Origin of the sequence: Clostridium sp. AM54-37XD, from assembly GCF_003478225.1 — a bacterium.
Classification (GTDB): domain Bacteria; phylum Bacillota; class Clostridia; order Lachnospirales; family Lachnospiraceae; genus Coprococcus; species Coprococcus ammoniilyticus.
In genome coordinates this window covers 1-26,850 of the sequence record NZ_QUEV01000007.1, presented here as the reverse complement: position 1 = coordinate 26,850, position 26,850 = coordinate 1, and the positions used below count along the sequence as shown (strand labels likewise).

23 protein-coding genes and 2 pseudogenes are annotated in these 26,850 nt (G+C 40.6%); 6 read left to right on the top strand and 19 right to left on the bottom strand.

Going from position 1 to position 26,850, the window contains the following annotated elements; genetic code table 11:
* Nucleotides 1-3 precede the first annotated feature (3 nt).
* From DXA07_RS07925 to DXA07_RS07915, 3 genes are all read right to left on the bottom strand, one after another.
* Nucleotides 4-2,277 (bottom strand): Ig-like domain-containing protein, encoded by a 2,274-nt coding sequence (locus DXA07_RS07925; RefSeq protein WP_118484162.1) that lies wholly within the window; start codon nucleotides 2,275-2,277, stop codon nucleotides 4-6.
* A gap of 250 nt (nucleotides 2,278-2,527) precedes the next feature.
* Nucleotides 2,528-4,348: a CDP-glycerol glycerophosphotransferase family protein gene (locus DXA07_RS07920; RefSeq protein WP_118484160.1), complete on the bottom strand. Its 1,821-nt coding sequence runs from the start codon at nucleotides 4,346-4,348 to the stop codon at nucleotides 2,528-2,530.
* A gap of 35 nt (nucleotides 4,349-4,383) precedes the next feature.
* The gene (locus DXA07_RS07915; protein WP_118484158.1) at nucleotides 4,384-5,499 is read right to left on the bottom strand and encodes a hypothetical protein; all 1,116 of its coding nucleotides are present in this window, start codon (nucleotides 5,497-5,499) and stop codon (nucleotides 4,384-4,386) included.
* 200 nt (nucleotides 5,500-5,699) lie between these two features.
* Between DXA07_RS07915 and DXA07_RS07910 the strand changes: the two genes are divergently transcribed.
* A complete protein-coding gene (locus DXA07_RS07910) occupies nucleotides 5,700-6,365 on the top strand; it encodes a TetR/AcrR family transcriptional regulator (protein WP_118484156.1) in 666 nt (221 codons plus the stop codon).
* A 104-nt stretch (nucleotides 6,366-6,469) separates the two neighbouring features.
* Nucleotides 6,470-7,075 carry an L-2-amino-thiazoline-4-carboxylic acid hydrolase gene (locus DXA07_RS07905; protein WP_118484154.1) on the top strand — a complete coding sequence of 202 codons (606 nt, stop codon included), beginning with the start codon at nucleotides 6,470-6,472 and terminating at the stop codon, nucleotides 7,073-7,075.
* Between the two features lie 149 nt (nucleotides 7,076-7,224).
* Here DXA07_RS07905 and DXA07_RS07900 read toward each other — a convergent pair whose 3' ends face one another.
* From DXA07_RS07900 to DXA07_RS07890, 3 genes are all read right to left on the bottom strand, one after another.
* The gene (locus tag DXA07_RS07900; protein WP_118484152.1) at nucleotides 7,225-8,559 is read right to left on the bottom strand and encodes a leucine-rich repeat protein; all 1,335 of its coding nucleotides are present in this window, start codon (nucleotides 8,557-8,559) and stop codon (nucleotides 7,225-7,227) included.
* A 256-nt stretch (nucleotides 8,560-8,815) separates the two neighbouring features.
* Nucleotides 8,816-9,844, bottom strand: a complete 1,029-nt coding sequence (locus tag DXA07_RS07895; RefSeq protein WP_118484150.1) for a hypothetical protein — start codon at nucleotides 9,842-9,844, stop codon at nucleotides 8,816-8,818.
* A 136-nt stretch (nucleotides 9,845-9,980) separates the two neighbouring features.
* Nucleotides 9,981-10,295, bottom strand: coding sequence for a hypothetical protein (locus tag DXA07_RS07890; protein WP_182427550.1), 315 nt, complete (start codon nucleotides 10,293-10,295; stop codon nucleotides 9,981-9,983).
* A 450-nt stretch (nucleotides 10,296-10,745) separates the two neighbouring features.
* Here DXA07_RS07890 and DXA07_RS07885 point away from each other — a divergent pair, with 450 nt between their 5' ends.
* From DXA07_RS07885 to DXA07_RS07875, 3 genes are read left to right on the top strand one after another with little or no spacing between them, the layout of a single operon-like run.
* Nucleotides 10,746-13,121 (top strand): endonuclease MutS2, encoded by a 2,376-nt coding sequence (locus tag DXA07_RS07885; RefSeq protein ID WP_118484148.1) that lies wholly within the window; start codon nucleotides 10,746-10,748, stop codon nucleotides 13,119-13,121.
* Nucleotides 13,122-13,146: 25 nt separating this feature from the next.
* Nucleotides 13,147-13,863 (top strand): response regulator transcription factor, encoded by a 717-nt coding sequence (locus tag DXA07_RS07880; protein WP_117808537.1) that lies wholly within the window; start codon nucleotides 13,147-13,149, stop codon nucleotides 13,861-13,863.
* A 2-nt stretch (nucleotides 13,864-13,865) separates the two neighbouring features.
* Nucleotides 13,866-15,368: a HAMP domain-containing sensor histidine kinase gene (locus DXA07_RS07875; RefSeq protein ID WP_118484146.1), complete on the top strand. Its 1,503-nt coding sequence runs from the start codon at nucleotides 13,866-13,868 to the stop codon at nucleotides 15,366-15,368.
* Nucleotides 15,369-15,411: 43 nt separating this feature from the next.
* On the opposite strand, the gene DXA07_RS07870 is transcribed toward DXA07_RS07875, so the two are convergent.
* From DXA07_RS07870 to DXA07_RS14080, 13 genes and pseudogenes are all read right to left on the bottom strand, one after another.
* A complete protein-coding gene (locus tag DXA07_RS07870; protein ID WP_348980796.1) occupies nucleotides 15,412-15,633 on the bottom strand; it encodes a type II toxin-antitoxin system MqsA family antitoxin in 222 nt (73 codons plus the stop codon).
* 11 nt (nucleotides 15,634-15,644) lie between these two features.
* Nucleotides 15,645-15,956: a DUF4258 domain-containing protein gene (locus tag DXA07_RS07865; protein WP_118484144.1), complete on the bottom strand. Its 312-nt coding sequence runs from the start codon at nucleotides 15,954-15,956 to the stop codon at nucleotides 15,645-15,647.
* 76 nt (nucleotides 15,957-16,032) lie between these two features.
* On the bottom strand, nucleotides 16,033-16,521 hold the full coding sequence (locus tag DXA07_RS13495; RefSeq protein WP_243015433.1) for a WYL domain-containing protein: 489 nt from the start codon (nucleotides 16,519-16,521) through the stop codon (nucleotides 16,033-16,035).
* An 11-nt stretch (nucleotides 16,522-16,532) separates the two neighbouring features.
* Complete coding sequence (locus DXA07_RS13490) at nucleotides 16,533-17,108, bottom strand: hypothetical protein (RefSeq protein WP_243015432.1); 576 nt, start codon at nucleotides 17,106-17,108, stop codon at nucleotides 16,533-16,535.
* 12 nt (nucleotides 17,109-17,120) lie between these two features.
* Nucleotides 17,121-17,612 (bottom strand): tRNA (uridine(34)/cytosine(34)/5-carboxymethylaminomethyluridine(34)-2'-O)-methyltransferase TrmL, encoded by a 492-nt coding sequence (gene trmL, locus DXA07_RS07855; RefSeq protein ID WP_118484142.1) that lies wholly within the window; start codon nucleotides 17,610-17,612, stop codon nucleotides 17,121-17,123.
* Nucleotides 17,613-17,630: 18 nt separating this feature from the next.
* Nucleotides 17,631-18,575, bottom strand: a complete 945-nt coding sequence (locus tag DXA07_RS07850) for an AIR synthase family protein (protein WP_117808534.1) — start codon at nucleotides 18,573-18,575, stop codon at nucleotides 17,631-17,633.
* Between the two features lie 298 nt (nucleotides 18,576-18,873).
* Nucleotides 18,874-19,518 (bottom strand): endonuclease III, encoded by a 645-nt coding sequence (gene nth, locus DXA07_RS07845; RefSeq protein ID WP_118484140.1) that lies wholly within the window; start codon nucleotides 19,516-19,518, stop codon nucleotides 18,874-18,876.
* A 6-nt stretch (nucleotides 19,519-19,524) separates the two neighbouring features.
* Nucleotides 19,525-20,831, bottom strand: a pseudogene (locus DXA07_RS07840) (ATP-binding protein).
* Nucleotides 20,832-20,903: 72 nt separating this feature from the next.
* The gene (locus tag DXA07_RS07835) at nucleotides 20,904-22,157 is read right to left on the bottom strand and encodes an AI-2E family transporter (protein ID WP_243015431.1); all 1,254 of its coding nucleotides are present in this window, start codon (nucleotides 22,155-22,157) and stop codon (nucleotides 20,904-20,906) included.
* A gap of 79 nt (nucleotides 22,158-22,236) precedes the next feature.
* Complete coding sequence (locus DXA07_RS07830) at nucleotides 22,237-22,887, bottom strand: 3'-5' exonuclease (RefSeq protein ID WP_117784669.1); 651 nt, start codon at nucleotides 22,885-22,887, stop codon at nucleotides 22,237-22,239.
* 159 nt (nucleotides 22,888-23,046) lie between these two features.
* A complete protein-coding gene (locus tag DXA07_RS07825) occupies nucleotides 23,047-24,534 on the bottom strand; it encodes an MATE family efflux transporter (RefSeq protein WP_118484136.1) in 1,488 nt (495 codons plus the stop codon).
* Between the two features lie 114 nt (nucleotides 24,535-24,648).
* On the bottom strand, nucleotides 24,649-24,849 hold the full coding sequence (locus DXA07_RS14085) for a DUF6363 domain-containing protein (RefSeq protein WP_348980802.1): 201 nt from the start codon (nucleotides 24,847-24,849) through the stop codon (nucleotides 24,649-24,651).
* A 195-nt stretch (nucleotides 24,850-25,044) separates the two neighbouring features.
* Nucleotides 25,045-25,457 (bottom strand): annotated as a pseudogene (locus tag DXA07_RS14080) (patatin family protein); the annotation flags it as partial.
* Between the two features lie 281 nt (nucleotides 25,458-25,738).
* Between DXA07_RS14080 and DXA07_RS07815 the strand changes: the two are divergent.
* Nucleotides 25,739-26,704, top strand: coding sequence for an ATP-grasp domain-containing protein (locus DXA07_RS07815; RefSeq protein ID WP_118484134.1), 966 nt, complete (start codon nucleotides 25,739-25,741; stop codon nucleotides 26,702-26,704).
* Nucleotides 26,705-26,850 lie beyond the last annotated feature (146 nt).

Below are 26,850 nucleotides of genomic sequence, written 5' to 3'. Positions count from 1 at the left end.
CCTTTACCTGATCTCCGACTTTCGTTGCTGTAAGCGCAATACCCCTTGGATAAGCATCTCCCAGATCTGCACGATAAATGTACTTACCATCTGTTTCATCTGCTGTGCAAATGAATGGCTGACATAACCCTCTGACAGATTCATAACATCATAATACGAATCTGCCAGCTTCATATTGCTCTCTTTTACAACAAAGGTACAGTTCGCCTGATGATGATATCCGTCGCTGCTGGCAAACATCGTATGACAGGTGTGTATATATAATTTACCTGCTGTTTCTGTCATTGAAAGTCCACCTGCATCAAATGGCATATATGTATTTGCTCCCTTGATCCGGCAGGCTCCGATCCGCTTCCAGTTTTTATCATACTTTACAACACGGATAACTTCCTTTGTCTTGCTCTCCTTTGTATTTGACTGTCCAAATACAAGATAGTTGTATTTCTCTCCATTATAATATCCGCCAAATAACGGGAGTTCGCATTTGATCTTTTTCCGGCTCTTTAACCGATAAGAAGAATCATAAACCTCGCGAACTACCGAACCTCTGATATACTCTACACGCTCAAAGGTTCCATCGGATCTTGCATTCAGATAAGCGGTCTGTACATTTCCATATGTATATCCACTGTTGATGCTCTGATGCATGGTTGCTGATGCTGTACCGACTGCTCCTGTAGATTTATAAGTTTTACTGCTCTTTGACAATGTGGAATTTGTTACCTTGATCGTGATCGTCTTTTTTACATTGATCGGGTCTGCCTTGATCGTGATCGTTGCCGTTCCCTTTTTCCATGCATTTAAATTGCCATTCTTATCGACACTTACGATCTTTGCATCTGAACTTTTATAAGTATAGTCCAGAGCAAAGCCACCATTTGTACTGCAGGCGGCTGTTCCCGATGCTCCTACCTTCATACTGGCCGGTGCATTCACACGGAAGGTTGTCGGATATGTCCAGTCAAATGTTTCCAGATAATAATTGTCATTCTTTTTCTCTACTACTACACAGGTGGATTTGTCCATGAAAAATGTATAGACCGGGTACTTTGTCTGTAACCGTATCTTCTCTTTTTGCTTTGCTATGTCGTATTCTGTTAATACCGTCTCATCTGTTTTTACGATCAGAGACGTTGCTGTGCTGTTTAATGCACATCTTGGTCCGATGCTTGTAAGGTCAATATATCCATCGCCGTAATATGAATCAGCTGTGTAAAACGCCATCTTCAATGCTTTTTTATTTGCAATGTTGATCGGTGATACGGATACACTGCTATCAATCAGGTTAATACTTGTAGAGCTCTCGGTTACATCATTTATATCATACTGATTCGAATCTATCAGTACACAGATGTTCCCATTAAATGTAGACAGAGATACCAGATACCTGTCATTTAACATCCGGATCGGAGCCTTATGTGCAAACCATCCATCCTGGTAGAGATACATCATATTCTCTCCCTTGATCGTGATAGAATTATCGCTGTTTACCTTGCCAGCCTTCAGACTTGCCATGCTGTGATCATATCCCCAATATCTCCAGTTCTCTGATCCTCGGTAATAAAAATTACCATTCGTTTTATCAAAGCCTGCAAATTCATATATCTCACTTCCACATTTGGTCGTACTCAATAATTTTCCTTTGGAATTGAACAGATACAATTTATCTTCATTGGTCGCAATATAATATCTTCCATATGAATCGACTCCAAATGTAGATATAGGATTTGCCCAGTTCGCACCAATATCCAATGTTTCAAATGCCTGCTTATTTACTGTTCCTGTCTTAAAATTATAATTTGTGATCTTTATATCACATGTACAATCATAAGAACCTGTATTTTCGTTATTCGTATATGATACATCCGTTTTCGCAAAATATATGGCATTATCATCCATATAAGACTCTTCAACCCCTCGTTCACTTGTATATACCGTCGTATATGTATTCTTGGAAATATCATAGAATACGATCTCGTATGTCCTGTAATTTCCATAAACCTCACCTACTGTATGGACAAAATAAATTCCATTCTTCTCCGGTGAATACACCATATCATTGTAGGAGGTTGTCTCCCCAACCTTATCCGCATTCAGCTTTACCGCCTTTACAGCCGATAACTCCGCTTCTGTCTGGTCTGATTCAGATACTGTCTGTGTCTGCAATACAGCCTTTGCAGAATCTTCCTTTGCCTGTACCATAGCCGGACTTCCGATCAGTCCAACACAAGCGGCAATTCCAGCTAATGCCACAGTTAATTTCTTCCATTTTTTCATAGTCACTCGCTCCTTTTCATTTATATGATCTGTCTTCCTCTATTCATCTCCGCAGATATTAAACATATTTTATCATTGCATTTACGCTCTGCACAATCACTAATCTATAGATGTTGTAAAATTTTTTCTTTCTTTCCATATCGCGGCAGCAAAAAAAACAGGCAGCCACCAGATCTTCGCAGATATGCATTCACTCTTTATCATGCATATCCAGACTGATAACCGCCTGTTTTTATTAATTTGTATTTAGTTAATATCTTTCAGGAAGAACATATTTCTCCTGATAGTCGATCATCTCTTTGTAGATTCTCTCGCAGTTATTATGATCTCTGTAGTAGAAGAAGTCATCGGCACGTTTTACATACTCCGGCTTCATCTTACAATCATTCTGCATATACTCGATCAAGGTATCGATCAGCTCGTCATTATCATGACAGATCTCACCAAATGCCATTGTATCATAATGGAAGGTTCCCTCCTCATAATGCTGTGGTATATCTTTGTGATGGAGATATACCAATGGTTTTCTCATATAAGCAAAGTCAAACTGGATACCAGAGAAATCCGTTACCATCAGACTGGATTCACAGAACATATCTTCATAGCTCATATCTCCAACTGCCGGAACGATATCTACAAAATCATTCTTATCAAAATCATCCACCTGAGAACTTACGATCGGATGTAAAACATATTTGATCCGGTATCCGTATTTCTCTGCTGCTTCGATCAGACGCTTATCATTAATAAGTGCATTGAATACTTTAAAGTATTCGGATTCTTTAAACAGTGGATTGTAATCACGCTGCTCACTCTCACTGGTACGCACCGGCATTGCTGCCTGCATTCTCCAAGTCGGGCTGATCATAATCTGTTTCTTTGCCCGATCCTTCAAACCATCATAACGTGGTACACCGGTCAGCTTCAATGCATTATAACCAACATAATCATATACCGGTCGTGACAGGTTCTCGATCTCATACTTGGATGCACAGAAATAAAGTCTGAGATTGTCTCGCAGACGGTTCTGTGCGATCGCGATCTTCTGGATCGACATACCATGCTGAACACAGCAGACATGAAAATGCGGAAGATCACGGATAAATGCAGAATTCTTCAGCTTATAGCCGTTAAACGCATACACGGTTGAATTCGATATAACCATCATATCTGCATATAAGAATACCAGTCTGTGCTTTAAGGAATCACGCACCAACGGCTTGTATCCTTCCTTCTTCAGGCGCTTATAATCGGTACTCTTCTTATCAACCAGATAATAATGCTTAATATCCTTGCTGTTTTGTGCACTGGCATATTTATACAGGTACTCGGATGAATCTCCGCCCTTGTAAATCTTATCAATATACATCCAGATCGGCTTTCTGGTCATAAATGGACGACAGATAAAGTACAGCATTCTGAATATCGCATACTTTCTTGTCCAGTTATCCTTCTTAAACATATCCTTCAGTAACTTAAGCTCTTTTACAAATTTCTGTGACTTGCTAACCTTACGGATCACCATACTTCTCCGCTCAGATGTCATCATATACTCTCTGTTATCTCCAAAGAACCAGTGGCTGTTTGTAAAGGCTCCACATACCCGACTGAAATGGGATGGGAAATGAAGTGAGATCGTCTCGATCTGCGTTCCGAATTTCGCCTCACAGGATATTGCTGTTTCATTTTTCTTTGCGACCGGAATACTCAGATGGAAAGAATGCCTCTTACAGATAGCTGCTCCAAATGCCTTTGTCAGACCATATCGTCCGTTATATTCGATCTTATATTTGACATTGTTATATTTGAAATAAATCTCGTCCGCCATGGAGTACAGGATTGGATGAACCGTTCCATCGATCTCCAGCTTACCATCTCTGTAATTGATGAACAGGATGTTAGTGCTTAAGCTCATAACTGAATTAAACAGGGTATCCCCGATTCCATAATAGATCTTTCCTGCAAGGAAAAATCTCTGGAACTTATAATCCTGTCCATTTCGTAAGATACCATATACCCATTTCATCGTATCTCCTGTAATACAATCTGCGATCTTATTCCGATTCAGCATGATACTCTCTTCGATCAGTCCAAGTGACCTGCCTATCAGTTCCAGATACTCTTCGCCATGGCTTCCTCGATTACATGCTTATTCCGGTTGTCCATGTTGCCTTCAAATCTGGCATGTATGGAATACATGAAGTTATACTGGATAAATACCGGTATCCTTCCATATTTTTCTTTCATTTCTGTTAAGAACGGCATCCAGAATTCTGTAATAGAATCAAAATACCACTCCTGCATATACAATCCACGATAAAATGTAATATCATGCTCCTCATATTCATATGCTGTATATTCCACACCCGGAAGATATACAACTTTCATTTCTTCTGCTAAATAACGCAGGAAGAAATCACGTTCCATTTCCAGTCCCAATGAAGCATTCACGTTACGCTTCTTTAAAATATCCGTCTTTAATATTGTTCCTGCAAAAGTAAATGGATAACAGTCGTATTTATTTTTCAGATCAATCACATAAAATGGTTTTAATTCCTTTTTACTGTCTGTGACTTTTAAGAAATTACGAAATGCACCTTTCGTTGCATTTGCAAATGTTTTTGCGACCATATATACATGATGTCCCGGGCAGATTGTAATTCCATTTGTAAGGATCTCTGCCAGATTCTCTGAGATCACATCTCCGGCTTCTATAAATGCACAGTAATCTCCCTCTGCTTTCTCTGCCATCTGATGATATGCTTCTGCCGGTGCAGTATATGCGGTATCGTCAATTGTTACCGTAAATGCAGGATTACCGATCCTGGTGATCACATTATTATACCAGTCTTTATCTGCTGTTACCTGACTGGTATTCAGCACAAACTGAACCGAATACTCTGCCATCTGCGCATCCGAAACTACAGTCTCTGATTTCTTTTCTACTTTTTCTTTCTCAGTCTCAGCATGCTTCTTCTTTTCACCCATGCTGATCTTTTCCTGAGAAATATCATCCGCCGACAGATCACTGTCGCCAATATCAGTACTACTTCCTTCTGCAAATGCCATACTGCCTTCCCCTGCTGCATTTGCAAATTCTTCACCGATCCGGACTTTATTATTCTTACCAAGCCCATATGCCGCCATCTTTTCAAATACTTCAATGGTCGCCTTGTTTAATTCTTCGTCGTCCGTTAAACAACACAAAATGGATAATTTCATCGTCCATCTCCCTCACAACTACTTTACTTTCTTCTATATAGTATCATTCATTTCTAGCATTTTACATACAGAGATTATTTTACCTAACTTTCTTCTATAACGCAAGTAATTGTTTTAATCTTGTATTCATTATTTTCTTGATTTCATTTATGATCTGTGCTATAAAGTAAACAGTGTTTACCATTTTAAACAGACAGGGAGTGAGAACAATTCGAGAAAGTACAAAAGCAACAAAAGAAGCCATCCTTGCAAGTGCCAGAGATATCTTTTTAGAATATGGATATCAGGAAGCCTCCATGCGTAAGATCGCAGCGCGAGCAGGCATAACACCGGGAGCGATCTATAAACACTTTTCCGGCAAAGAAGATATGTTTGAAGAAATTTTTGCGGAAAGCGGAAATAAGCTTATGCTGCTTTCCGAATCTATGTTGCATGCAGATTTTACTTCCATGACAGATGATCAGTTACTTCAGGTCTTATATTCCGGGATATCCATCCGCACCTTTGAGCTGTTAGAGGATGACATGCAGTTATTTCACATGCTCTTAAAAAATGACTCCGGTACATACCTGAGCCGTTTTCGTAAAATCTACATTGAACAATGCACCGGATTTGCAATGCAGTATTATTCCGAATTATACAAACGAGGACTTGCATCAAATCAATTATCAGAAAAAACAGTCTATATTCTCTCATCCTCTGAGTTCTCGATGGTCTGTGAAATAATCGCAGATGATTCCTGCAAAAACGGGATCACACCTGAGTGCAAACAGGCATTTTTAGAAGCAATGAACATTCTGCTTCATGGACTGGAAGCAGCACTTGGAATAAAAAAACAGGAGGAACCAAAACATGAAAAAAATTAAGATTGAAAAAGGAACCGTACAGGAAACATTATTAATTCCTCTATATGGAAGAAAATATGCCAGATCATCGAACTGGAATTTGACTAGTATGGAGGCAGTTTAAAATGGAATATGGATTTACACAGAAATTATTTGGATATTTTTATCACAGCTCCTGTATGAAACAGGCAGCAAAACAGAGGTTGAATATTGATAAAAAAGCAATAAAGCAGGAATATGTATCGATTATGAAAAATGCGAAGGACATTGGCAAATCCAGACTTATGAGTTCCTATTGCATGGGTGCATATTTTATCGCCTTAAACCGTAAAACCCCACTGTCACCGGAGGCCTGCTTTGAATTGTACAAGAACGGCTTATCTTCCAACAAGCTGTTCCACATGGTTCTTGGAAATGTTGACAGCTATCTCGATAAAAAGAAGATGCCAGGCAGACTGAAATGGTCAGCAGATTCCCATTTACGCCGATATGAAAATGACTGGGTCGTTGATATCATTGAGGGAACTCCTCAAGATGATTTTGAACTTGGCTACGACTATCATACCTGCGGTATCTGTAATCTCTGTCGGGATGAAGGCTGCTTTGAACTGGCAAAATACCTGTGCCGCATGGACTATGTTCTTGCAGACATGATGCAGATGAAGCTCATCCGGACAAAGACGATCGCCGAAGGTGCAGATCTTTGTGATTTCCGATATGGACGGAAATAATCTTATACGACCGGCATTCAAATACAAAAGAATTAATACACTTCGTAAGAACATAAAAACTGCCGCCAGTTGAATGACTGGCGGCTGTTTTTGCTCTTCCTTATATTTACACTCTACTTTTTTGTGAGCGCTGCACCTCTAATATCAGATTATTTAATCTTGACTGCTTTTACAGCACTCCATTTTCCATACACCCGGTTTCCGGTAGAATCCTTCTTAAATGCACGAACCTTAACGTAGTATTTCTTTTTAGATTTTAATCCGGTTAATGTCTTGGATAATTTCTTTGTTACTTTTTTCTTTGCTCCACTCATGTTTTTCTTAGTAGAATAACAAATCTGATATCCATATGCATTCTTGACTCTTTTTATCGTTACTTTTGCTTTTTTCTTTGATATACTCTTAACGCCAGGTTTCTTTGCCTTCGCTACTTTAACCTTTGTCCAATGTGCATATAATGTAATATTCTTATTTGCAACCTTACTCTGTCTGGATACTTTAACGCCACCGGCAGGGCTTGTATACCAACCTGCAAATGTATATCCCTTTCTGGTCGGAGCAGGCAATGTACCATAATATTTACCAGGAATAGCCGACATGCTCTGCTGTTTACATGTACCACCATTTGCTGCGAAGGAAACCTTGATCGGTCTGACTTCAAATTTATAATAACCATCATAAGAAGCAGTTTTATTGGTGTCACTTACAAATTTTGCTGCAGTTGAAGCAGCATTTCCTTTTAATGTAGTTCCTTCTCCAAATGCGTATCTGGAAAGAACAACATTATCATCTAACACATCAACATATGCATTTTCTGCCAAAAAAGCTTTTGCCTGAATAGCTGATACACCTTTTGAGATCGTGATATTCTTTACTGTATCTCCAAACGCACGCTCTTCTATATTAATTGTGTTTTCCGGTATCGTCACAGCGGTAACCTTTGTCTTTTCAAACGCACCTTTATTAATATACTGCAGTCCTTTATTCAACCGAACATCATTAAGTCCGGAGTAATAAAATGCATATTCATCAATAACCTGTACATTACCCGGTATATTGATGCTTGTTAACATATCACAATCCTTAAATGCATATTTACCAATCGTCTGAACATCTTTACCGATTGTTACAGAATTCAAACTACTACAAGCTCTAAATAAATAGTTTCCGATTGATGTGATCCCATCCCCAATTACAACACGATTGATTCGTCCCTGATATGTTTCAAATCCATTCTTATTTTTATCCCCATACCAGAATGAATTGGTCCAGTTATTTTCACTATCTCCCTCATATGTACTTCCGGTACCGGTCAGAGTCAGAGTACCCGTAATATCCAGAACTCCTGTAACATTTGCTCCGCATTTGAACACACACTGAATGTTCGCATTACCTGCTGCCTTTACTGTCAGCTCAGGAATCATACTAATAATCATTATCCCTGCAAGCAATAATGCCGTTAATCGTTTCATCACCTGTTTCATCTGTTATTCCTCTTTTCTTTCTCATTTTTGTCGTTTTGGGTATATGCATGTATATATTTACATGTCAACCTCAGATACTGTTTTATTATAAAAAAGCATATATTGCCTGTCAATAGTGTACAAATTCTTTTTAACTTTTTAGATAAATTGTCAAATTTCCTGATACCTGTAATAAAGCATAAAAGTCCAGATACAGCATTTCTGCCATATCTGGACTTCTACTAAAATATACATGTTACCTGTCCTGCTTGTGTCTTTAGTCTATAATTGCCTTAATTTCCGATTCGCTCATATCGGTTACATCCATGATCTGTTCTAAGGTGTAGCCTTTCTTATGCATTTTCAGGATAATATCAACTCTTTCTTCCGATCTTCCTTCAGACCTTCCAATGACCTTACCTCGTGCTTCGCCTATTTTTTCGCCTTCTGCCCTGCCAGTGGCTTTGCCAGCGGCTTCGCCCTTCGCATATCCCATTTCTTCTACGCCTTCACTCAGATTACACATGATCTTCACCTCGTCTCTGATACCGTGTCTGTCTACTGGTATGTCATACTCTTGTTTCATCAGCTTCAATTTTTGTTCTGCCGTCATTGTCTGCGACAATAGCGTTCCAAGTAAGCGATGCAGTTCATATCGTTCTTCCTTAGGCGGTATCTCCTTTGCCAATCCGATCATCACGATGTTAGGAATATCCAGATTGCCTTTCCAGTCCTGTTCGCCAAGTAAATCATCTTTTACCATATGAATATGACTCAGACTGTTCTCTTTCATATTCATACAGATCCAGATGGAATACACCTGTTTGATCTCGTTATAGTCAGAACCTGTAAATTCCCGCTCTTTCTGGGATGACACCAGTCTTGCCGTATAGAAGATTGCCCGATTTAAGATAAAATACTTTGTCGGTTCATTCTTCTGGGCTTCCAGATTAATGATCATTTTCGCCAGTCCATCCCGCATCCGTACATAGAAGATAATATCAAAATATATCTTTCCCTCATCAATTTCGGAATTTTCTGTATTCAGTCCGACAATCCGTTCACCGGTTCTGGCATCCAACATATCTTTGTTCGTTAATCCCGGTTCAACCGGAATCTGGCTGATATACGGTTCACCTTCGATCAATGAGGCAACCGTATCTGCATCCATATCTTTGAATTCTTCTACTACCCTGATCAGTATATGCGCCAATATGATCTTCTGTCCAAGCAACCGCTTGGCGCTGGCATCATACTGTGCTTTCTGATCAGTAGCCTTGGAGGAATATACAATTTCGTTATCCATGTTCTATCTCCTTTCCCGATAAAACAGAATAACATGCATATTTTAGCTTTGTATATTGCCTCCGTCTCTCCAAGTCTGATTGTAACGGATATCAGAAAGGAAAACAAGTTTATCCAGTAAAAAACTGCTGCAACCTTCAAATGCTCCACCATATATTTCGGTCACACCTCGATATTATTATGCTTTTTAAATTCTTACAACCCATAAATGCTAGCTCGCCTATATCGGTTACTTTTTTCCCTTTAATTTCTCCCGGAATCACAATCTCTGTCTTATTACCTTTATACCCAAAAATTGTAATTGTATCACTCCACGATTCATAAACATATGTAAAACCATTATATGTTTCCTCTTCCGCCTGTGCTGTCATACCGATTCCGCCACACAGCAATACACACAGAACCAATCCCAAGCCTGCATAGATCAGGCTTCTTATCTTCTTTTGTATCATTTTCTTTTCTCCTCCTTGTTACTTACGATTTTCTACAGTATCCTTACTTTTTACTTATTGACCCGTCCTTTTTTCTCTCACCCCACATTACATTTTCATATTTATTTTCATCAATATCCCTGCCCTATTTTCACAAGCCGATCTAACCTGAAAAAATGGCATAAACATTATAAAAAAAAGAGTCGTCAATATGCCAGAGGAAATTGATAAAAGGATTTTCCTATAAACATATGTCTGAGAATTTGGGCGACTGCTGGTTCATAAATGTGCGAACCGAATAGAAATATTGCAAGTCTTGTTATGTACCCCTATCAGCCATAGTGTCGGTAACACAGCAAAAACTTAATTAAGGCACGTCTATTGTGCGTATCCCACACTGGACAGTCACAGGCAAACTGTTTATAATGGATTGTGTATGCGTATTTGTGCATTTAAGATGGAGAAAATGATATGAATTTAAGGACTTTAAGACTTTTAGAATATAATAAAATTGTAGAAATGCTGACCTCCTACGCGGCATCCCCGATGGCAAAACGAAAATGTGAACGCCTGAAGCCCCGCAAGGATCCGGTACTGATCCAGACCTTACAGCAGGAAACAAGAGATGCGCTGATCCGGCTGAATACACAGGGCAACCTGTCATTTGCCGGTCTCCGTGATATCGGCGCTTCGATCAAGCGACTGGAGGTGCAGGGAGCACTCGGCATCAAGGAACTGCTGGATATCGGAAGTGTCCTTGATATGGCACTATCCGCCAGACAATATGGCAGCAGCGATGATAACGAGGAAAAGGCACATGACAGCCTCTACTCCCGCTTCATGGAACTTGTTCCGCTGGAACATTTAAGTCAGGAGATCCACCGCTGTATCCTGTCAGAATCCGAGATCGCAGACGATGCATCGTCCGGTCTGAAGGCGGTCAGACGGAACAAAAAACTGACAAATGAAAAGTTACATAACCAGTTGAACAAACTTGTAACCGACCAGAGCAAGCAGACAATGTTTCAGGATAATCTGATCACGATGCGTAATGGAAGATACTGTATCCCGGTCAAGCAGGAATATAAGAACAGCTTTCCGGGCATGATCCATGACCAGTCTTCCAGTGGAAATACTGTATTTATCGAACCTCTGGCGGTAGTTAATCTGAACAACCAGTTAAAAGAGCTGGATAATCAGGAGCTGGCAGAGATTGAAAAAATTCTTGAGAACCTGTCAGCGCAGGCAGCATCTGAATACGAAAATATAAAATTTGACTTTGAGACGTTGACCGATCTGGACTTTATATTTGCAAGAGCGAATTTTGCAAGATCCTATAAGGGAACCGAACCGATCTTTAATACGGACGGCATCGTGGATATCAAGCAGGGCCGCCACCCACTTTTAGACAAACATACCGTTGTTCCGGTCGACATCAAACTGGGTGAGGACTACAACCTGCTGATTATTACCGGTCCAAATACCGGTGGTAAGACCGTATCCTTAAAAACACTGGGTCTGTTTACTCTGATGGGACAGTCCGGACTTCATATTCCGGCACTGGATGGTTCCAGACTGAATGTATTTGATGATGTATTTGCCGATATCGGAGATGAACAGAGCATCGAGCAGAGTCTCTCGACCTTCTCCTCCCATATGAGCAATGTCGTATATATCATGAACCATGTGACACCAAACACGCTGTGCCTTTTCGATGAGCTTGGCGGTGGAACCGATCCGGTCGAGGGTGCAGCACTTGCGATCGCGATCTTAAGCAGCTTAAACGATCAGGGCATCCGCTGCATGGCTACCACGCACTACAGTGAACTGAAATTATTTGCCATGTCGACTCCGGGCGTTCAGAATGCAAGCTGTGAATTCGATGTAGCGACATTGATGCCGACCTACCGGCTCATCATCGGTATTCCCGGCAAATCAAATGCATTTGCAATATCTAAGAAATTAGGCTTATCCGACGATATCATCGAACGGGCAAAGACAAATATCGACAGCAACAAGGTTGATTTCGAAACACTGCTATCCGACCTGGAAAACAGCCGAAAAGAGATTGAACGGGACAAAGCGGAGATTGCGCAGTTTAAGGAAGAAGCCAGACAGCTTCAGGAACGGGCAAAAGCAAAGGATGACGAACTCTCTGCCAGGAAGGCTCAGATTCTTGCAGATGCAAGAGAAGAAGCGGCGGATATTCTGGAAGAAGCAAAGGAAATGGCGGATTCAGCCATTAAAAAATATAATAAATGGACAACAAATCCCCATAAAGCAGATGCGAGCACTATGGAGAATGAACGAAAAAAGCTCCGTACCAAGATGGACGATTACCGGAAGATGACGCCGGAAAAACGCAAATCCATGACCTCCCATCATACGGCAAAGGATTTCAAGGCCGGAGACACCGTGCATGTTATCAGCATGGATACAACAGGAACGGTTACTGCTCCTGCTGATTCGAAGGGAAATATCAAGGTTCAGATGGGCATCTTAAGCTCTCTGCTTCCTGCTTCTGATCTTGTGATCATCGAGACACCAAAGCAGAACAACGCTCAGGTATCGATCAATAATAAACGTGGAATGAGCAAGGCTCTAAACATCCAGCCGGAGATCAATGTACTCGGCATGACTGTAGCCGAAGCTACCTCTTTGGTTGACCGTTATCTCGATGATGCCATGATGGCGCACCTGCACAAGGTAAGGATCATCCATGGAAAAGGCACCGGAGCACTCCGGAAAGGCATCCATGACTATCTGCGCAAGCAGTCATACGTCAAATCCTTCCGTCTGGGTGAGTACGGGGAGGGCGAAGCCGGCGTTACGATTGTAGAGTTATAAAATACACAACAACAAGGAGAACTATATGGACAAAGAAAAAATATTGATCGTTGACGATGACGAAAACATCGCCGAACTGATCTCCCTTTATCTGAATAAAGAATGTTATGAAACACAGATTGCCGCAGACGGAGCTTCTGCCTTGGAGGCATTTGTCGAATTTATGCCAAATCTCATCCTATTAGATGTCATGCTTCCGGGCATGGACGGCTATCAGGTATGTACGGAAATCAGAAAGCAGTCCAATGTACCGATCATCATGTTATCCGCAAAAGGTGAGGTATTTGACAAGGTGCTCGGACTTAAGATCGGTGCCGATGATTACATCGTAAAACCCTTTGATTCCAACGAACTGGTTGCCCGTGTCGGTGCATTGCTTCGCCGCTGCAACTCACGGACGGATAATTTCCAGAACTATAATCCGACAAATGCCGATCATATCGGCACCTATGTCGAGTATGATAATCTGGTCGTTAATATTTCAAATTATACCGTTACATTAGAGGGCAAAAATCTGGAAATGCCGCCAAAAGAACTGGAACTGCTGTATTTCCTTGCAAGCCGTCCAAATCAGGTATTTACCAGAGAACAGCTTCTGGACAAATTATGGGGCTACGAATATGTCGGTGACACCCGTACCGTTGATGTACACATCAAACGTCTGCGCGAAAAACTGACCGATAAATATAACTGGTCCATTTTTACAGTATGGGGAATCGGTTACAAATTTGAGGTTAAATGACCATGAAAAAAACGATTTTTGATAAGATTGTTGTCGGCTTTGTCCTGCTGGTCATTGTAATCTTCAGTGTACTTGCTCTGTATACCGTCAATATGACACAGTCAAAGCTGCTAAGCAACACAGAACAAAATCTGAAAACAGAATCCAAGCTTATCATCAGCACCACCGTAACGGATTATATGAACGGCCTGATCGATAAGGATACGTTTTATCAGAAGCTGGATGAACATGCTGCTGATATGAACGCAGAGATCTGGCTTTCTACTGCAAATGGCGAGATCATATACTGTTCAAACAGTGAAAGTCCTGCTGCAAAAGATATGATGATCACTGATTTTTATGACCGGACGGATATATATTCCCAGACAGTAAAAACCGGTACGCTGAACGGCTGCTTTTCAGCCAAAACCTTAAGCCTCAGTACCCCTGTTTATCAGGATAAATCCTATGCAGGACTGCTGTCCATTCACTTGTCACTGCAGTTTATCAAGGATATTGCGCAGAAAACATTTGCATCCACCTATATGCCATTTCTGGTCATTGTGGTGTTGTCTCTGATCGCCTTAATGCTGATCACGAACAGTACATTAAAACCAATCCGTGAAATCATTGCAACCTCCAAGCAGTATGCCGCCGGAAATTTCAATGCGCGAATTGATGTGCATACCGATAACGAATTTGGTGAACTTGCACGATATATGGAGGAAATGGCAGACGAGCTGAGTCGTTCCAATGAATACCGAAAGTCTTTCATTTCCAATATATCCCACGACTTCCGTTCTCCTCTGACCTCGATCAAAGGATATATTGAAGCCATGATTGACGGAACGATTCCACCGGATAAGCATGAGAAATATCTACAGATCGTATTAAATGAGACAAAGCGTCTGACCAAGCTGACACAGGGACTTCTGGAACTGAACAACTTCGACTCCTTTGATCTCCAGCTTGATAAGTCGAATTTTGATATCAAGAGCATTATTCTTCCTACGATCAACACCTTTGAAGGTCGTTGCCAGGACAAAGGCATTTATCTGCATGCAATCTTCCATACCGACAATACCATTGTCTATGCGGATCGTACAAGAATCCAGCAGGTTATCTACAATCTGGTTGACAATGCGATCAAATTCACCCCGGAAGGCAGGCAGATTACGGTTCAGGTCACAGAAAAATCCGATAAAATCTTTGTCAGTGTCAAGGATGAGGGTGTCGGAATTCCACCGGAATCAATCAAGAAAGTATTTGACCGTTTCTATAAAACGGATCCAAGCCGCGGAAAGGATAAGACCGGAACCGGTCTCGGACTTGCCATCACAAAAGAGATCATCAAGGCGCATGGTGAGAATATCACCCTCACCAGTAAGGTTGGCGAAGGAAGTGAATTCATTTTCTCTCTCCCTATGCAGAAGGAAATGCAAATTCCGATCAAAGCCGTACATGTGAAGAAGGAAGAAGATACACAATATATCTCCAACGGAAAGTTCCGTATTAAGAAGAACTAAAGGAAAAGCAGCTCTGAATATCCTATCCAGAGCTGCTTTTCCTTTAAGCTACCTGTGGGTAGTCAATAACAGCAATTTCCTGCATCAATTTCTTCGCCATATTAACAATTGCTTCAAGCCGTTCGGCAACTTCATTCGTATAATATTTTTCACCGCATTGTTCACATTCAAGGCATGGAACATTTTTAATTACAATAATACTATTTTTATAATTTACAACATGTGTCGTTGTACTATTTACGGTTGTGCTATTTTTGCAATACATACACATATCCATCACCTCTTTCTTCTAGTCTTTAAATCATTTTCAAATTTCTTTGTATCTGGATAATACGCTGTTATAAGATATACATTTATACTATCACAACCTGCAACAATATGCAAAATCCGTCCATTTATATTATATCCAAAAATCAGGCAACTAGGATTAGGAAAATCATCTGGATAATCCTCTATGATTTCCCCTGTTGCAATTCCGTTCTTAACATCAGCACGACTGATATCTCTTTCCTGCATTCGCTGCAAGCAATGCTGTGTCCAAAGAATCTTTGATTCAGCACACAACTTTTGGTATATCTCTAAATCCATCTGCTCCCTCCTTTAGCTCATTCTGAATTACTGTGTTCTATTATGTCTCTAAATAACTATATTTTCAACAAAATCATTATTTATATCGTTCTGCCATCTCATTTACAGCATCACGGATACGCTCGCGGAGATCTGCAGGCTCTATGACCTCTACGCTGGTTCCGTACTGCATCGCCCAGTGAAACATGGCATTCTGGCTGCAGGTCACACGGATAAACGCCTTATTGGCATCTGTCTCAGGATTAAAGTTATCTGGATAATTGTTCTGAACAAATTTTGGTGACAACACTTCAAAGTTCTTATCAAACCAGTCTACAATATCACCCATATTCCCTTTCTGAACCTTTAATACAATCGTAGCTGCGGGATCACTGAACATGTAGAGATGTTCCGCCATATGCTGTGGCAGATTCAGTCCATGCTCCATCCCTTTTACCAGACTTTTATCCTTGACCTTTTCATCTAATATCTCAATCTCCGTCATACGATCGATCCGGTAATTCGACAGATTGTCATATTTATCATAATTGCAGATCAGATAATATTTGCCCTCATTTGCAACCATCTGATATGGATTTACGATATACTTCGTATCCTTCTTGGATGAAGCTGTTTATCGATACCATAGGTGTTATAGAGAAATGCAACCTTCTTGCCCTCACTGATCGCATCATCGATCATCTCAACATTTAACATGGTCTGACGGTTATCGGTATGTGATAACCCCGGCAGATTGCACACATGCTGTACCTTCGCACTGAAATACACATTCGAAAGCCCCTTGATCTTCTCGATCAGCTCCTGTGCCTGATTTCTCGGTATCGTCTTTGAAAATAAAATACTGTCGATCAACATTCTAAGCTCAGCATCATCAAATTCATGATTGTAATACCAGTCCTTTGTCAGGATCTCGGTCTCTCCGTTTTTATTTTCACGTTCAATCTCCGTACATTCCAGATTATAACCAAAATCCACCAGATTCATCAGATTGCTCTTGACGGATTTCCGGTCAACCTTCATTCCATATTCGGTTTCCAGCTTCTTTATGATATCCTTCTGATCCATTGTATGTTCGGAATCCGTATATTTCCGAAGAATCTCAAGGATACAGATATTCATCATTTTCTTTCCATCTACCATGTATGTACTCATAAATACTCCTTTTTACCACTCATAATGGTGAAGCTGTCCCTTCGTCTCAAGCTCTGGGAAGCCCTGCTGTCTGAGTGCCTCATATAACACGATTGCTACAGAATTTGCCAGATTCAGGGAACGGATCTCCGGGAACATCGGAATCCTGACTGCTGTTTCCTTATAGTCTAACAGAATCTCCTCCGGAATTCCTGCGCTCTCTTTTCCAAACATGATATAGGCATCTTCCTCATAGTTTACATCTGTATATTTCTGTTTGGATTTGGTCGTTGCCATATAGATCTTTGCGCCCGGATTCTTTTCAAGGAAATCATTGAAATGATCATAGATCGTTACATCTAATTTGTCCCAATAATCCAAACCCGCACGCTTTAACTGCTTCTCGTTGATCTGAAAGCCCAGAGGCTCGATCAAATGAAGTCTTGCACCTGCTGCCACACAGGTACGTCCTATATTTCCTGTATTTGCCGGCATCTCCGGCTCATGAAGTACGATATTTAACATGTTTTTCTCCCTTCGCTCTTATGGTGTCAAAAAGCTTTCCTCTCCATCGTGGATGATCACGCGGTCATGTCCGGTTGTTGTTCTGCCGATCACAGCAGCCTCAAATCCGGCTTCATACAGACGATTACTTAACATTCCACCATCTGCTGTGACAAATAACGCTGCTCCACATCCATCGATCCGGTATGGATCATCCCCGGTAAATTCACAGATCTCAATGGTTTCCTGCATGATCGGTATATGGTCATGGCTGATCCGAAGCCCGACATTTCCAGCCTCTGCCAGTTCCCATAATGCGCCATATACTCCTTCTGTTGAGATGTGGCGTGCATATATACTGCCACATGCCATCGCAATATCTCCCTGATTCTTCATAAGTAATAACCGGTCAAATTGCTCTGCTGTGCGAAGATATTCCTCAGAATATCTGGTCAGAAGCTCTTCTTTTCTTTCCCTTACCCGAAGCAGGGTTCCAAGGATGCCGGTCTGTCCGCACATAACGATATCCATATCCGGCTTGATCTTTGCATTTTTCTCGCCCTGCGATATCTTTCGTCCATACATCGTTACAGTTACCGCAGGCTCCTTGAATATCCCGCTGATCGCAGTATCTCCATACACGACATCTACATGAAGCTCCTTCGCAAGATCAGAAAGCTCCCGCAGGATCTTCTTCATCTTCTTCTCGTCATTTTCCGGCATCATAACCGTATCTGTAAGTGCAAATGGCTGATACCCGCCAAGCCGTAATTTATTATATTGTTTGATAACATCCGAAGTCACCGTACCCAGTGCATTTGCAAGGCAGAGTCCTTCCGTTACTGCAAGCTCACTATCCAACAACACAAGCCGGCTATAGTCATCTCCTATGCCGGCTTGTGTTACGTCAGAATGTTCCTGTTTATTCAACGATCTTAAGATTGACCGCTTCTGCTGTATAAATCGAAACTTTTCTTTATTCATCCCTGATACCTTTTAGAATGCATATGCAAGCATACCGATTACCATAGCTGCTACCAGGATTCCAACTATAATTGCAGATGCTACCTTTTTACCCTTTGAACTGCTTAAATTGATCATTTCCCATTTCTCCTTTATATTTTAAACTTATAATTTTCTGATATTATCCGCCCCACATCAGACCTTTTTCCGTCTTATGCAGCGACATCATGTATAGATTAACGCTGAATTTTCACTTTGTCCAGATATAATAGCATTATTTTATAGCAATTTAGCATTTGTGCCAGATTCTGCCAACTGCTTATTCCGTTACATTTGCCGATGGGCACACACGGTTCAGCGCGCATTCGGCACATTTTGGTCGTCTGGCGATACAGATCGTTCTTCCAAGTGTAATGATCTGAATATTATATAAGATCCACTGTTCCTTTGGAAGCTTTTCCATAAGCTCATGCTCGATCTTCACCGGATCATCACTATCTGTCAGCCCAAGCAGCCTGGAAATACGTTTTACATGTGTATCAACGACGATACTTGGCTCGTGGTAGATATTGCCACGGATCACATTTGCGGTTTTTCTTCCAACACCGTCTAATTTTGTCAGGCTCTCGATATCACTCGGCACTTCTCCGCCATATTCACTGATGAGCTTCTTTGCACAGCCAATTATATTCTTCGCTTTATTCTTATAAAATCCGGTCGAGTAAATATCCTTTTCCAGTTCCTTGATATCTGCATCGGCAAATGCCTGCAAGGTCGGATATTTCACGAACAGATCTTTTGTTACGATGTTTACTCTGGCATCTGTACATTGTGCCGACAGCATCGTTGCGATCAGAAGCTGCCATGCATTTTCATGATTCAGATAACACTTGTAATCTGTTCCATATGTCTCATTCAAGATCCAGCAGATCTCAGCGACCTGCTGCTTTTCTTTTTTTGTCATGCTGCATTACTCCTGTTTTCCTGCCAGATAGTTGATAAACTGCTGGGCTGTACGACCGGAGATTCCACCATGCGACAGCTCCCATTTGTTTGCTTCCGCACACAGTTCTTCCTCTGTCATATGGATGCCGTTCTTCTCTGCCAGACCTACAACGATCTGGAAATATTCCTTCTGTGATGGCTTGCTGTAATTGATCGTAACACCAAAACGATTGACCAGTGACAGCTTCTCCTGCATCGTATCGCTCTTGTGCATACCATTGTTATTCTCAAGATCGGTACGATCTGTCCATGTTTCACGGATCAGATGACGACGGTTCGAGGTCGCATAGATCAGAACATTATCCGGCTTGATCTCCAGGCCACCTTCGATGACTGCCTTCAGATATTTGTATTCTGTCTCAAACTCCTCAAAGGACAGATCATCCATGTAAATGATGAATCGATAGTTACGGTTCTTGATCTGGGAAATAACCTGAGACAGATCCTGAAACTGATGCTTATAGATCTCGATCATACGAAGTCCCTGATCGTAATATTCATTTATGATCGCCTTGATCGTTGTTGACTTTCCGGTTCCGCTGTCACCAAATAACAGCGCATTATTTGCCTTACGTCCTGCAACAAAGGCTTCCGTATTCTCCACGATCTTCTGTTTCTGGATCTCATATCCGATCAGATCATCCAGACGAACATCCTCTGTGTTATTGATCGGAACAAACTGCATATCTCCATTTGTCGGATGAACGATACGGAATGCCTTGTTCAGTCCGAACATTCCAACACCATATGCCTTATAGAAATCCGTCACGATCTTGAAGATATCATTTTCATCCTTTGCCCCTTCGATCGCACGGCTGATATCCTGTACCTTTGTGCTGACATTCTTATTATACATACGTTCTTTCTTGCCGATGCTTTATAATTATTCACGATCGTGAAGCAGTCAATATCCAACGCTTCCTCAATCTCAGAGAAATCAAAATCAAACAGCTTCTTGAAGATCTTGAAATCATTTTTTGCAAAATAATTAACGGTTCCGTCATTGGCACCCACTTTTTCACTCGTCATAGAGAATGAATTCTCATTTGTGATAAGAATAAATGCCAGATAATTGTGCCACAGATTTGTGTCAAATCCATAATCGGTAGCAAGATCCAGCAACCGCTTGATCTGGTCGTAGATCCTTGCAACCAGCTCCGCATTCGGACAGTCTCCGCGGTCAAAATCCTCAAATATCCCGGACAGCTTCATCAGAATACTGTTCTCACCCAGATTTCTATATAATACCAATTTCGCTATATCTCTGTACATCTTAAATTATCCTTCTTTCTTCATTTGTCTATATAAACAGGCATTTGCCCTGTTTTATCCAGCTCGTTTCTCTCAGGCATTTTCCTTGCTTCTTTTCTCTTTCATGCGTCTGGACTGTCGTCTCTGCTTCCGCTTCCGGGGTTTCTCCCTCCAGCCATCATCCGTCGAAGCGTAAGGTTCTCCATACTTTTCCCAGGCGACTCCCTTTTCCCGCAATCTCATAAGTACGAATTCCTTCACCAGTGCATATAAGACAGAGGATAACGGTACAAATATCAACATACCGAGAATTCCCATCAGATCTCCGCCAATGATAACTGCAACCAACACCCATATAGATGGAAGTCCGACGGAACCGCCTACCACATGCGGATAGATCAGATTTCCCTCGACCTGCTGCAGTATGATAAACAGGATCAAAAATACCAGTACCTTTTTCGGATCGTCAACCAGAATGAGAAATGCACCAACACCACATCCAATAAATGCACCAAAGACCGGAATCAATGCCGTTACCACAATCGTAACACTGACCGTCAGTGCATATGGAATACTAAGGACGCTCATGGATACAAAGAACATCAAGCCCAGAATACATGCCTCCAGGCACTGTCCGGTTATGAAATTTGCAAATGTCTCATCTGCCATAACGCAGGTCTTGATGATCTTATCTGCTGTTTTCTCTTTAAATAACGCATATATCAGACCCTTTGTCTGACGCTTCAAGTTCTCCTTCTGTGCCAGAATATAGATTGCGAAAAATAATCCAACCACAAAATCGACTATACCGCTGACAACAGAGGTTGCAAAATTAAATGTTGATGACAACAGGCTTCCGCTTCCATTCTTTATCAGATTGATTGCACTCTCACTCACCTTATCCCATGCAATATCAATCTCCATGATCCGGTCAACGATATCCGGATATCCCGCTGCCAGATTCACCGCCCAATTCTTAATTGCCTCCATCGTAGACGGGAACTGCTGTCCGATCGCTGTAATTGTCCGGCTGACCTCCGGTATCAGCATCGTGATCACAAAAGCAATCACCAGAACGACGCAGATAAGGGAAAGCACCATACAGACCGGTCTCCGGAACCGATACCATCTACTTTTTTCATTTCGGAATAACAGATTTTCAAATCCCTTCATCGGCACATTCAGAATGAACGCAATCGCAAATCCAATCACGAACGGCATAAGCAACCCGATGATCCATGTACCGCAAGCATAGATTTTATCAAAACGAAATACGCAAAATACGACTAATACAGTTATAATGATCAGTTTTATGAGCTTTTTCATATTCGAATTATTCAGTTCCAAATTCAATTTCCTCTGCTTTCTTTTTACATTTTTTTGAGCAGGCACATAGAACGTGTCTGCTCAATCATGCCAAGACCATTTATTCCGGCAGATTGATGTTTCCAAATACATCTCCTATGGAATAGGTCATATTCTCTTTTGGTTTATAAGCATTCATAATCGGAGCCATGATCTTCTCAAACTTCTCCCTGTTCTTTGAAAGAACGAATACTTCTGCTGTATTTCTGGCATCCCACAATGCATCATGCTCTTTTCCCTGAAAATCTTCTCCCAGATAGAATACCGCATCTGACAGTGCCAGTCTTCTTCTGGTTCCAAGCATACGTGCAAATTCCTTCTGGAAATCCTTCCATTTGGATGCAAGCTTCTGTGCATCCGGGTTATTGTAGGATTTTAACTTGCGTTCCCGGTTAAACTGCCGCAGATCATTCTCACTCCATGCATAGATCACATCCGCGCTTAAGCCCCATGCAATGAACCGATCCATCGCAATCGCAAAATCCGGTGCATCGTCTACCATCTCATTTGTGATCCCGGTAAGATTTGTTATTCTGGATGTCACAGGCGTAATTCCCGGCTTTACATAAGTCTTGAATGAATCAATCTCCTTATATGTATCGTCCAGCTTAACAGCTCCTATTTCAATTATTTCATTTTTGCAAATTTTTAATTCATCGGGATGAGAATTATCGATCTGATTCATCTCAAAATCCACAAATATATACTCCATGTGTCACAACCTTCCTACAGCTGTCTTCCGGATGAAAGCCGCCTGTCGAACATGGCTTCCACCGTCACAATCTTACCTTAAAGCATACCATTCACATCCAAAAATGTCTATCTTTTTCTTGGTGGAGATTTCCTGTAAATGCCCTGTTAAAAAATGTAGCTATTTTCTACCTGTTTTTTTACACATATGAATCGCCACAAGTATAAACGGCAATGAAAATACCCCTGACAGTACATCGGAGATTCCCTGTGTAAGAGCCACGCCTGTTTCCTGAAAACACATAGGAAGAAGCCAGATCAATGGCAGGAAAAAGATTCCCTGTCTGGTGGAGGATATGAGAATGGCTTTTCCGATCTCCCCTATTGCCTGAAATAACATACCGCTGACCAGACACACCGCCATAAATGGCAATGATACCGCGTGCATCCGAAGAGAAAGAACTCCCAGCTCAAGTGCCGCATTTTCCCCAAATAATGAGATAATCGAGGATGCAAATATCCACACAAGAATACCTGTAACAGCCGATGCAATGACCTGACTTAGAATCGTAAATATGATCGCTTTTCTTACTCTATCATTCTTCTTTGCTCCATAATTATAACCGGCCACCGGTGCAAAGCCCTGCCCATATCCGACCATGACTGCAAATAATATGGCAAATACTTTATTTGATACTGATATCGCAGCTATCACGTCATCCCCATATGCTCTGGCTGCCCGATTCAACAGGATGGTCGCCACACAGACCAGCCCCTGACGGAAAAAGGATGGGATTCCGGTTCTCGTAATATCGATGGCTGTCTGCTTAAACACCGCTAAACCCCGTCTATCCTCTCTCTTTATCTGCTCAATTTTAACTCGCATTCCTGTTGGTTTATATTTGGCATCTGCATTTTGGGACAAATGATCCATTATGTCTGTATTTTTATTAAACCTGATCACACTTTTCCCACTCAGCATCACGATCAGCATAATAATGAGACTTACGCTCTGTCCACAAAATGTCGCGATTCCCGCTCCGCGGATTCCAAGTTCCAAATCTGACACCAAAATCGGATCTAAGACTGCATTTAAGACAGCACCACTTCCAATTCCAACCAATGCCCAGACGGGCATCCCTTCCGCCCGCAGAACATTGTTGAGTACATACGACACACACATGACCGGAGCTGTAAGCAGGATCCAGAAGCCATAATCGAGCGCGTAGATCTCGATTGTATCCGTTGAACCCAGAAAATCGATCAATGGCTTCTGCCACAGGAAGCCGGCCGCCATCAGTATCAAGCCGGCCACAAGAGCCATCAGGACAGCAGCAGACGCATCTCTGCCCGCCTCCTTCTCTTTCTGCTCCCCTAAGAACCTGGATATCCTGCTGCCTGCTCCCATCCCAAATGTATAACCTACTGCCTGTATCATCGCAAGCACTGAAAATAAAATGCCAACTGCCGCCACTGCACTGGTTCCAAGATCTGAAACAAAATACATATCCACGATATTGTATGTCGTTCCGGCAAGCATACTGACAACGGTCGAACAGGACAGCCGCAGAATAAGAGAAGGCACAGGAGTCTGTGTCATTTTCACATGATTCTCCTGTGCCTTATCCTTTGTATTGTCAGCTTTATTTGAGATATTATCTTTTTTCATATGCAGTCTTCCTGCCTTATAGCCGTAGTAAGAAACTGACAAATAAATCTTTCTGTATCTATCCAAACTCGGATACCAAAATCATAACGATCCTTTGTATCATCCAGATATGCATTATTGCAGAAATGCAGCCACTTCCTCAATCTTATTCTGTGCATCATATACGCCCAGATCGTACATTGCCTGAATCTTCTTATCATCCTTTTCCGTTCTTGATATGTCAATCTGTACACTCGGACGGATAATAAGAACCTCGCCCTTCTGTTCCAGTTCAGCCAGCTTCTCCAATGTCTTATTATAATACAAATGCCTCATGGCTATTCGTTTCACATACTCCGGATATTCCTTATACCGGATTGCTTCCAGCTTCAACATGCTGTCTTCTTCCTTGACGTAACCTTCCGGTCTGGTCAAAACTACGATATCTTTTCGATATCCCATTCTCCTGAACTGGAAGATCGGAATGCTGTCTGCAGTTCCGCCATCCAATAACTTCTTGCCATCTACTTCTACAATCTGTGACACGATTGGAAGTGATGCTGATGCACGTAGCTTGTCCATATCCTTTCGAAGATCCGTACATTCCAGATACTCCGGCTGTCCGGTCTCTACATTTGTACAGCATACATAAAATCTCGTTGGATTCTCCTCGAATGCATCATAGTCGAATTTGTATAATTCATTCGGCAGCCGATCATAACAAAAATCAACGCCAAATAAATTTCCCGTTTTCAGCAATGACTTCAAACTCATATATTCCTTATTGTTTCGGTATTCCAAGCTATATGCAATATTCTTCCACGCTGCTTGGATACGAAAGATGCTCCATGAATAGCTCCCGCCGATACGCCGATCACGCCATCCACTGTAATATTATGATCTAAAAATACATCCAGTACGCCGGCAGTATAGATGCCACGCATGCCACCGCCTTCTAAAACCAATCCTGTCTTTGTCATATATCTTCAACTTCCTTTCAAAACGAATTTGCTATCTTTTGTTTTTACTATGATAACGCAAATCTGGATTTTGGCAAGGGGAATTTTGGAGGTGGGGTGATGGATAAATAGGATGATGGATAATCTTATATTATCAATCTAAAGGATGAATAATACTTAAATTATATCATCTATAAGTTTTATAAATTACACAGGTATTCTTTAGCCCCAAATAATAATCAAAATAATTGCGGAGGGATTAATAAATGTTTTTAATGTTCATTGGAAAGTATCAGTCAGATATGGCATATACAGGTCATTATTTTAATGGTTCCATTACCTTCTATGGAGATGGAACAAATGGCAATATATATTGTTGCCCAAAACATTCACGTGTTTATGACAAAAATGTGTTTATAAATTTTATTATAAAAAATATAAAATACAGATTAGACAAATATAATTTTATTTTTTATAACCAGAGTTATGCATATGAAGTCATAAACAAATTTCCGGAATGCAAAGAGCATATTTTAAATATTAATTCAAGAGAATTGCTTGATTGGCTATCAAACAAAACATTAGTTCGTGTATGGGCCCAAAATCTTATTGATGTACCATCATTTTGTACTGTTACTGGAAGTGAATGTACCTTTTCTAATTTTAAAAAATTATTTCCACAAGAAAATGAATTTGTAATTCAAGATAATTATTCATCTGGCGGATTAGGTAGTTTCATAATTAAAAAAGATCAAAATATGAAAGCTAACATACTCAATCCGTGCAATATTTATTTAGTTTCACCATTATTGAAAAATAGTTATTCAATAAATATACATATATTAGTTGGTAAATTTAATCAAATAATATTCTCACCATCAATCCAGATAATTGACCCAAATCAATCTCCGTTGATTTTTAGAGGATCTGACTATATCGAAGCACAAAAAATTCCAAAATTAATTATTAATAATTTATATAATTGTACAAAAAAAATAGGTAATAAACTAGGAAAAATGAATTATAGGGGAATCTGTGGTTTAGACTTTATTGTTCAAAACAATAAATTATATTTTATTGAAATAAATCCCAGATTTCAAGGTTCCTCTTTTTTGATTAATCGTACATTATTTGAAAACAACCTTCCATCATTATATGAATTAAATGAAATGGCATTTTCTAATGAACCAATTAAAATAGAAAAGAAAAAAATTAGAAAATTTGAATATTAATTATAGCTATTACAAGATAAAATATATGAATTAAATGAAATGGCATTTTCTAATGAACCAATTAAAATAGAAAAGAAAAAAATTAGAAAATTTGAATATTAATTATAGCTATTACAAGATAAAATATAGTAAAAATATAGCTGTAG

What these genes read in the sequence shown, in the direction of transcription:
- DXA07_RS07900 (WP_118484152.1), bottom strand. Translation starts at nt 8,559, where the DNA reads ATGAAACAGGTGATGAAACGATTAACGGCATTATTGCTTGCAGGGATA.
- DXA07_RS07890 (WP_182427550.1), bottom strand. Translation starts at nt 10,295, where the DNA reads ATGATACAAAAGAAGATAAGAAGCCTGATCTATGCAGGCTTGGGATTG.
- DXA07_RS07920 (WP_118484160.1), bottom strand. Translation starts at nt 4,348, where the DNA reads ATGCTGAATCGGAATAAGATCGCAGATTGTATTACAGGAGATACGATG.
- DXA07_RS07895 (WP_118484150.1), bottom strand. Translation starts at nt 9,844, where the DNA reads ATGGATAACGAAATTGTATATTCCTCCAAGGCTACTGATCAGAAAGCA.
- DXA07_RS07875 (WP_118484146.1), top strand. Translation starts at nt 13,866, where the DNA reads ATGAAAAAAACGATTTTTGATAAGATTGTTGTCGGCTTTGTCCTGCTG.
- DXA07_RS07870 (WP_348980796.1), bottom strand. Translation starts at nt 15,633, where the DNA reads ATGTATTGCAAAAATAGCACAACCGTAAATAGTACAACGACACATGTT.
- DXA07_RS07825 (WP_118484136.1), bottom strand. Translation starts at nt 24,534, where the DNA reads ATGAAAAAAGATAATATCTCAAATAAAGCTGACAATACAAAGGATAAG.
- DXA07_RS07885 (WP_118484148.1), top strand. Translation starts at nt 10,746, where the DNA reads ATGAATTTAAGGACTTTAAGACTTTTAGAATATAATAAAATTGTAGAA.
- DXA07_RS07880 (WP_117808537.1), top strand. Translation starts at nt 13,147, where the DNA reads ATGGACAAAGAAAAAATATTGATCGTTGACGATGACGAAAACATCGCC.
- DXA07_RS13490 (WP_243015432.1), bottom strand. Translation starts at nt 17,108, where the DNA reads ATGAGTACATACATGGTAGATGGAAAGAAAATGATGAATATCTGTATC.
- DXA07_RS07815 (WP_118484134.1), top strand. Translation starts at nt 25,739, where the DNA reads ATGTTTTTAATGTTCATTGGAAAGTATCAGTCAGATATGGCATATACA.
- DXA07_RS07830 (WP_117784669.1), bottom strand. Translation starts at nt 22,887, where the DNA reads ATGGAGTATATATTTGTGGATTTTGAGATGAATCAGATCGATAATTCT.
- DXA07_RS07905 (WP_118484154.1), top strand. Translation starts at nt 6,470, where the DNA reads ATGGAATATGGATTTACACAGAAATTATTTGGATATTTTTATCACAGC.
- DXA07_RS07850 (WP_117808534.1), bottom strand. Translation starts at nt 18,575, where the DNA reads ATGAATAAAGAAAAGTTTCGATTTATACAGCAGAAGCGGTCAATCTTA.
- trmL (WP_118484142.1), bottom strand. Translation starts at nt 17,612, where the DNA reads ATGTTAAATATCGTACTTCATGAGCCGGAGATGCCGGCAAATACAGGA.
- DXA07_RS14085 (WP_348980802.1), bottom strand. Translation starts at nt 24,849, where the DNA reads ATGAGGCATTTGTATTATAATAAGACATTGGAGAAGCTGGCTGAACTG.
- DXA07_RS07915 (WP_118484158.1), bottom strand. Translation starts at nt 5,499, where the DNA reads ATGAAATTATCCATTTTGTGTTGTTTAACGGACGACGAAGAATTAAAC.
- DXA07_RS13495 (WP_243015433.1), bottom strand. Translation starts at nt 16,521, where the DNA reads ATGGTTGCAAATGAGGGCAAATATTATCTGATCTGCAATTATGATAAA.
- nth (WP_118484140.1), bottom strand. Translation starts at nt 19,518, where the DNA reads ATGACAAAAAAAGAAAAGCAGCAGGTCGCTGAGATCTGCTGGATCTTG.
- DXA07_RS07865 (WP_118484144.1), bottom strand. Translation starts at nt 15,956, where the DNA reads ATGGATTTAGAGATATACCAAAAGTTGTGTGCTGAATCAAAGATTCTT.
- DXA07_RS07925 (WP_118484162.1), bottom strand. Translation starts at nt 2,277, where the DNA reads ATGAAAAAATGGAAGAAATTAACTGTGGCATTAGCTGGAATTGCCGCT.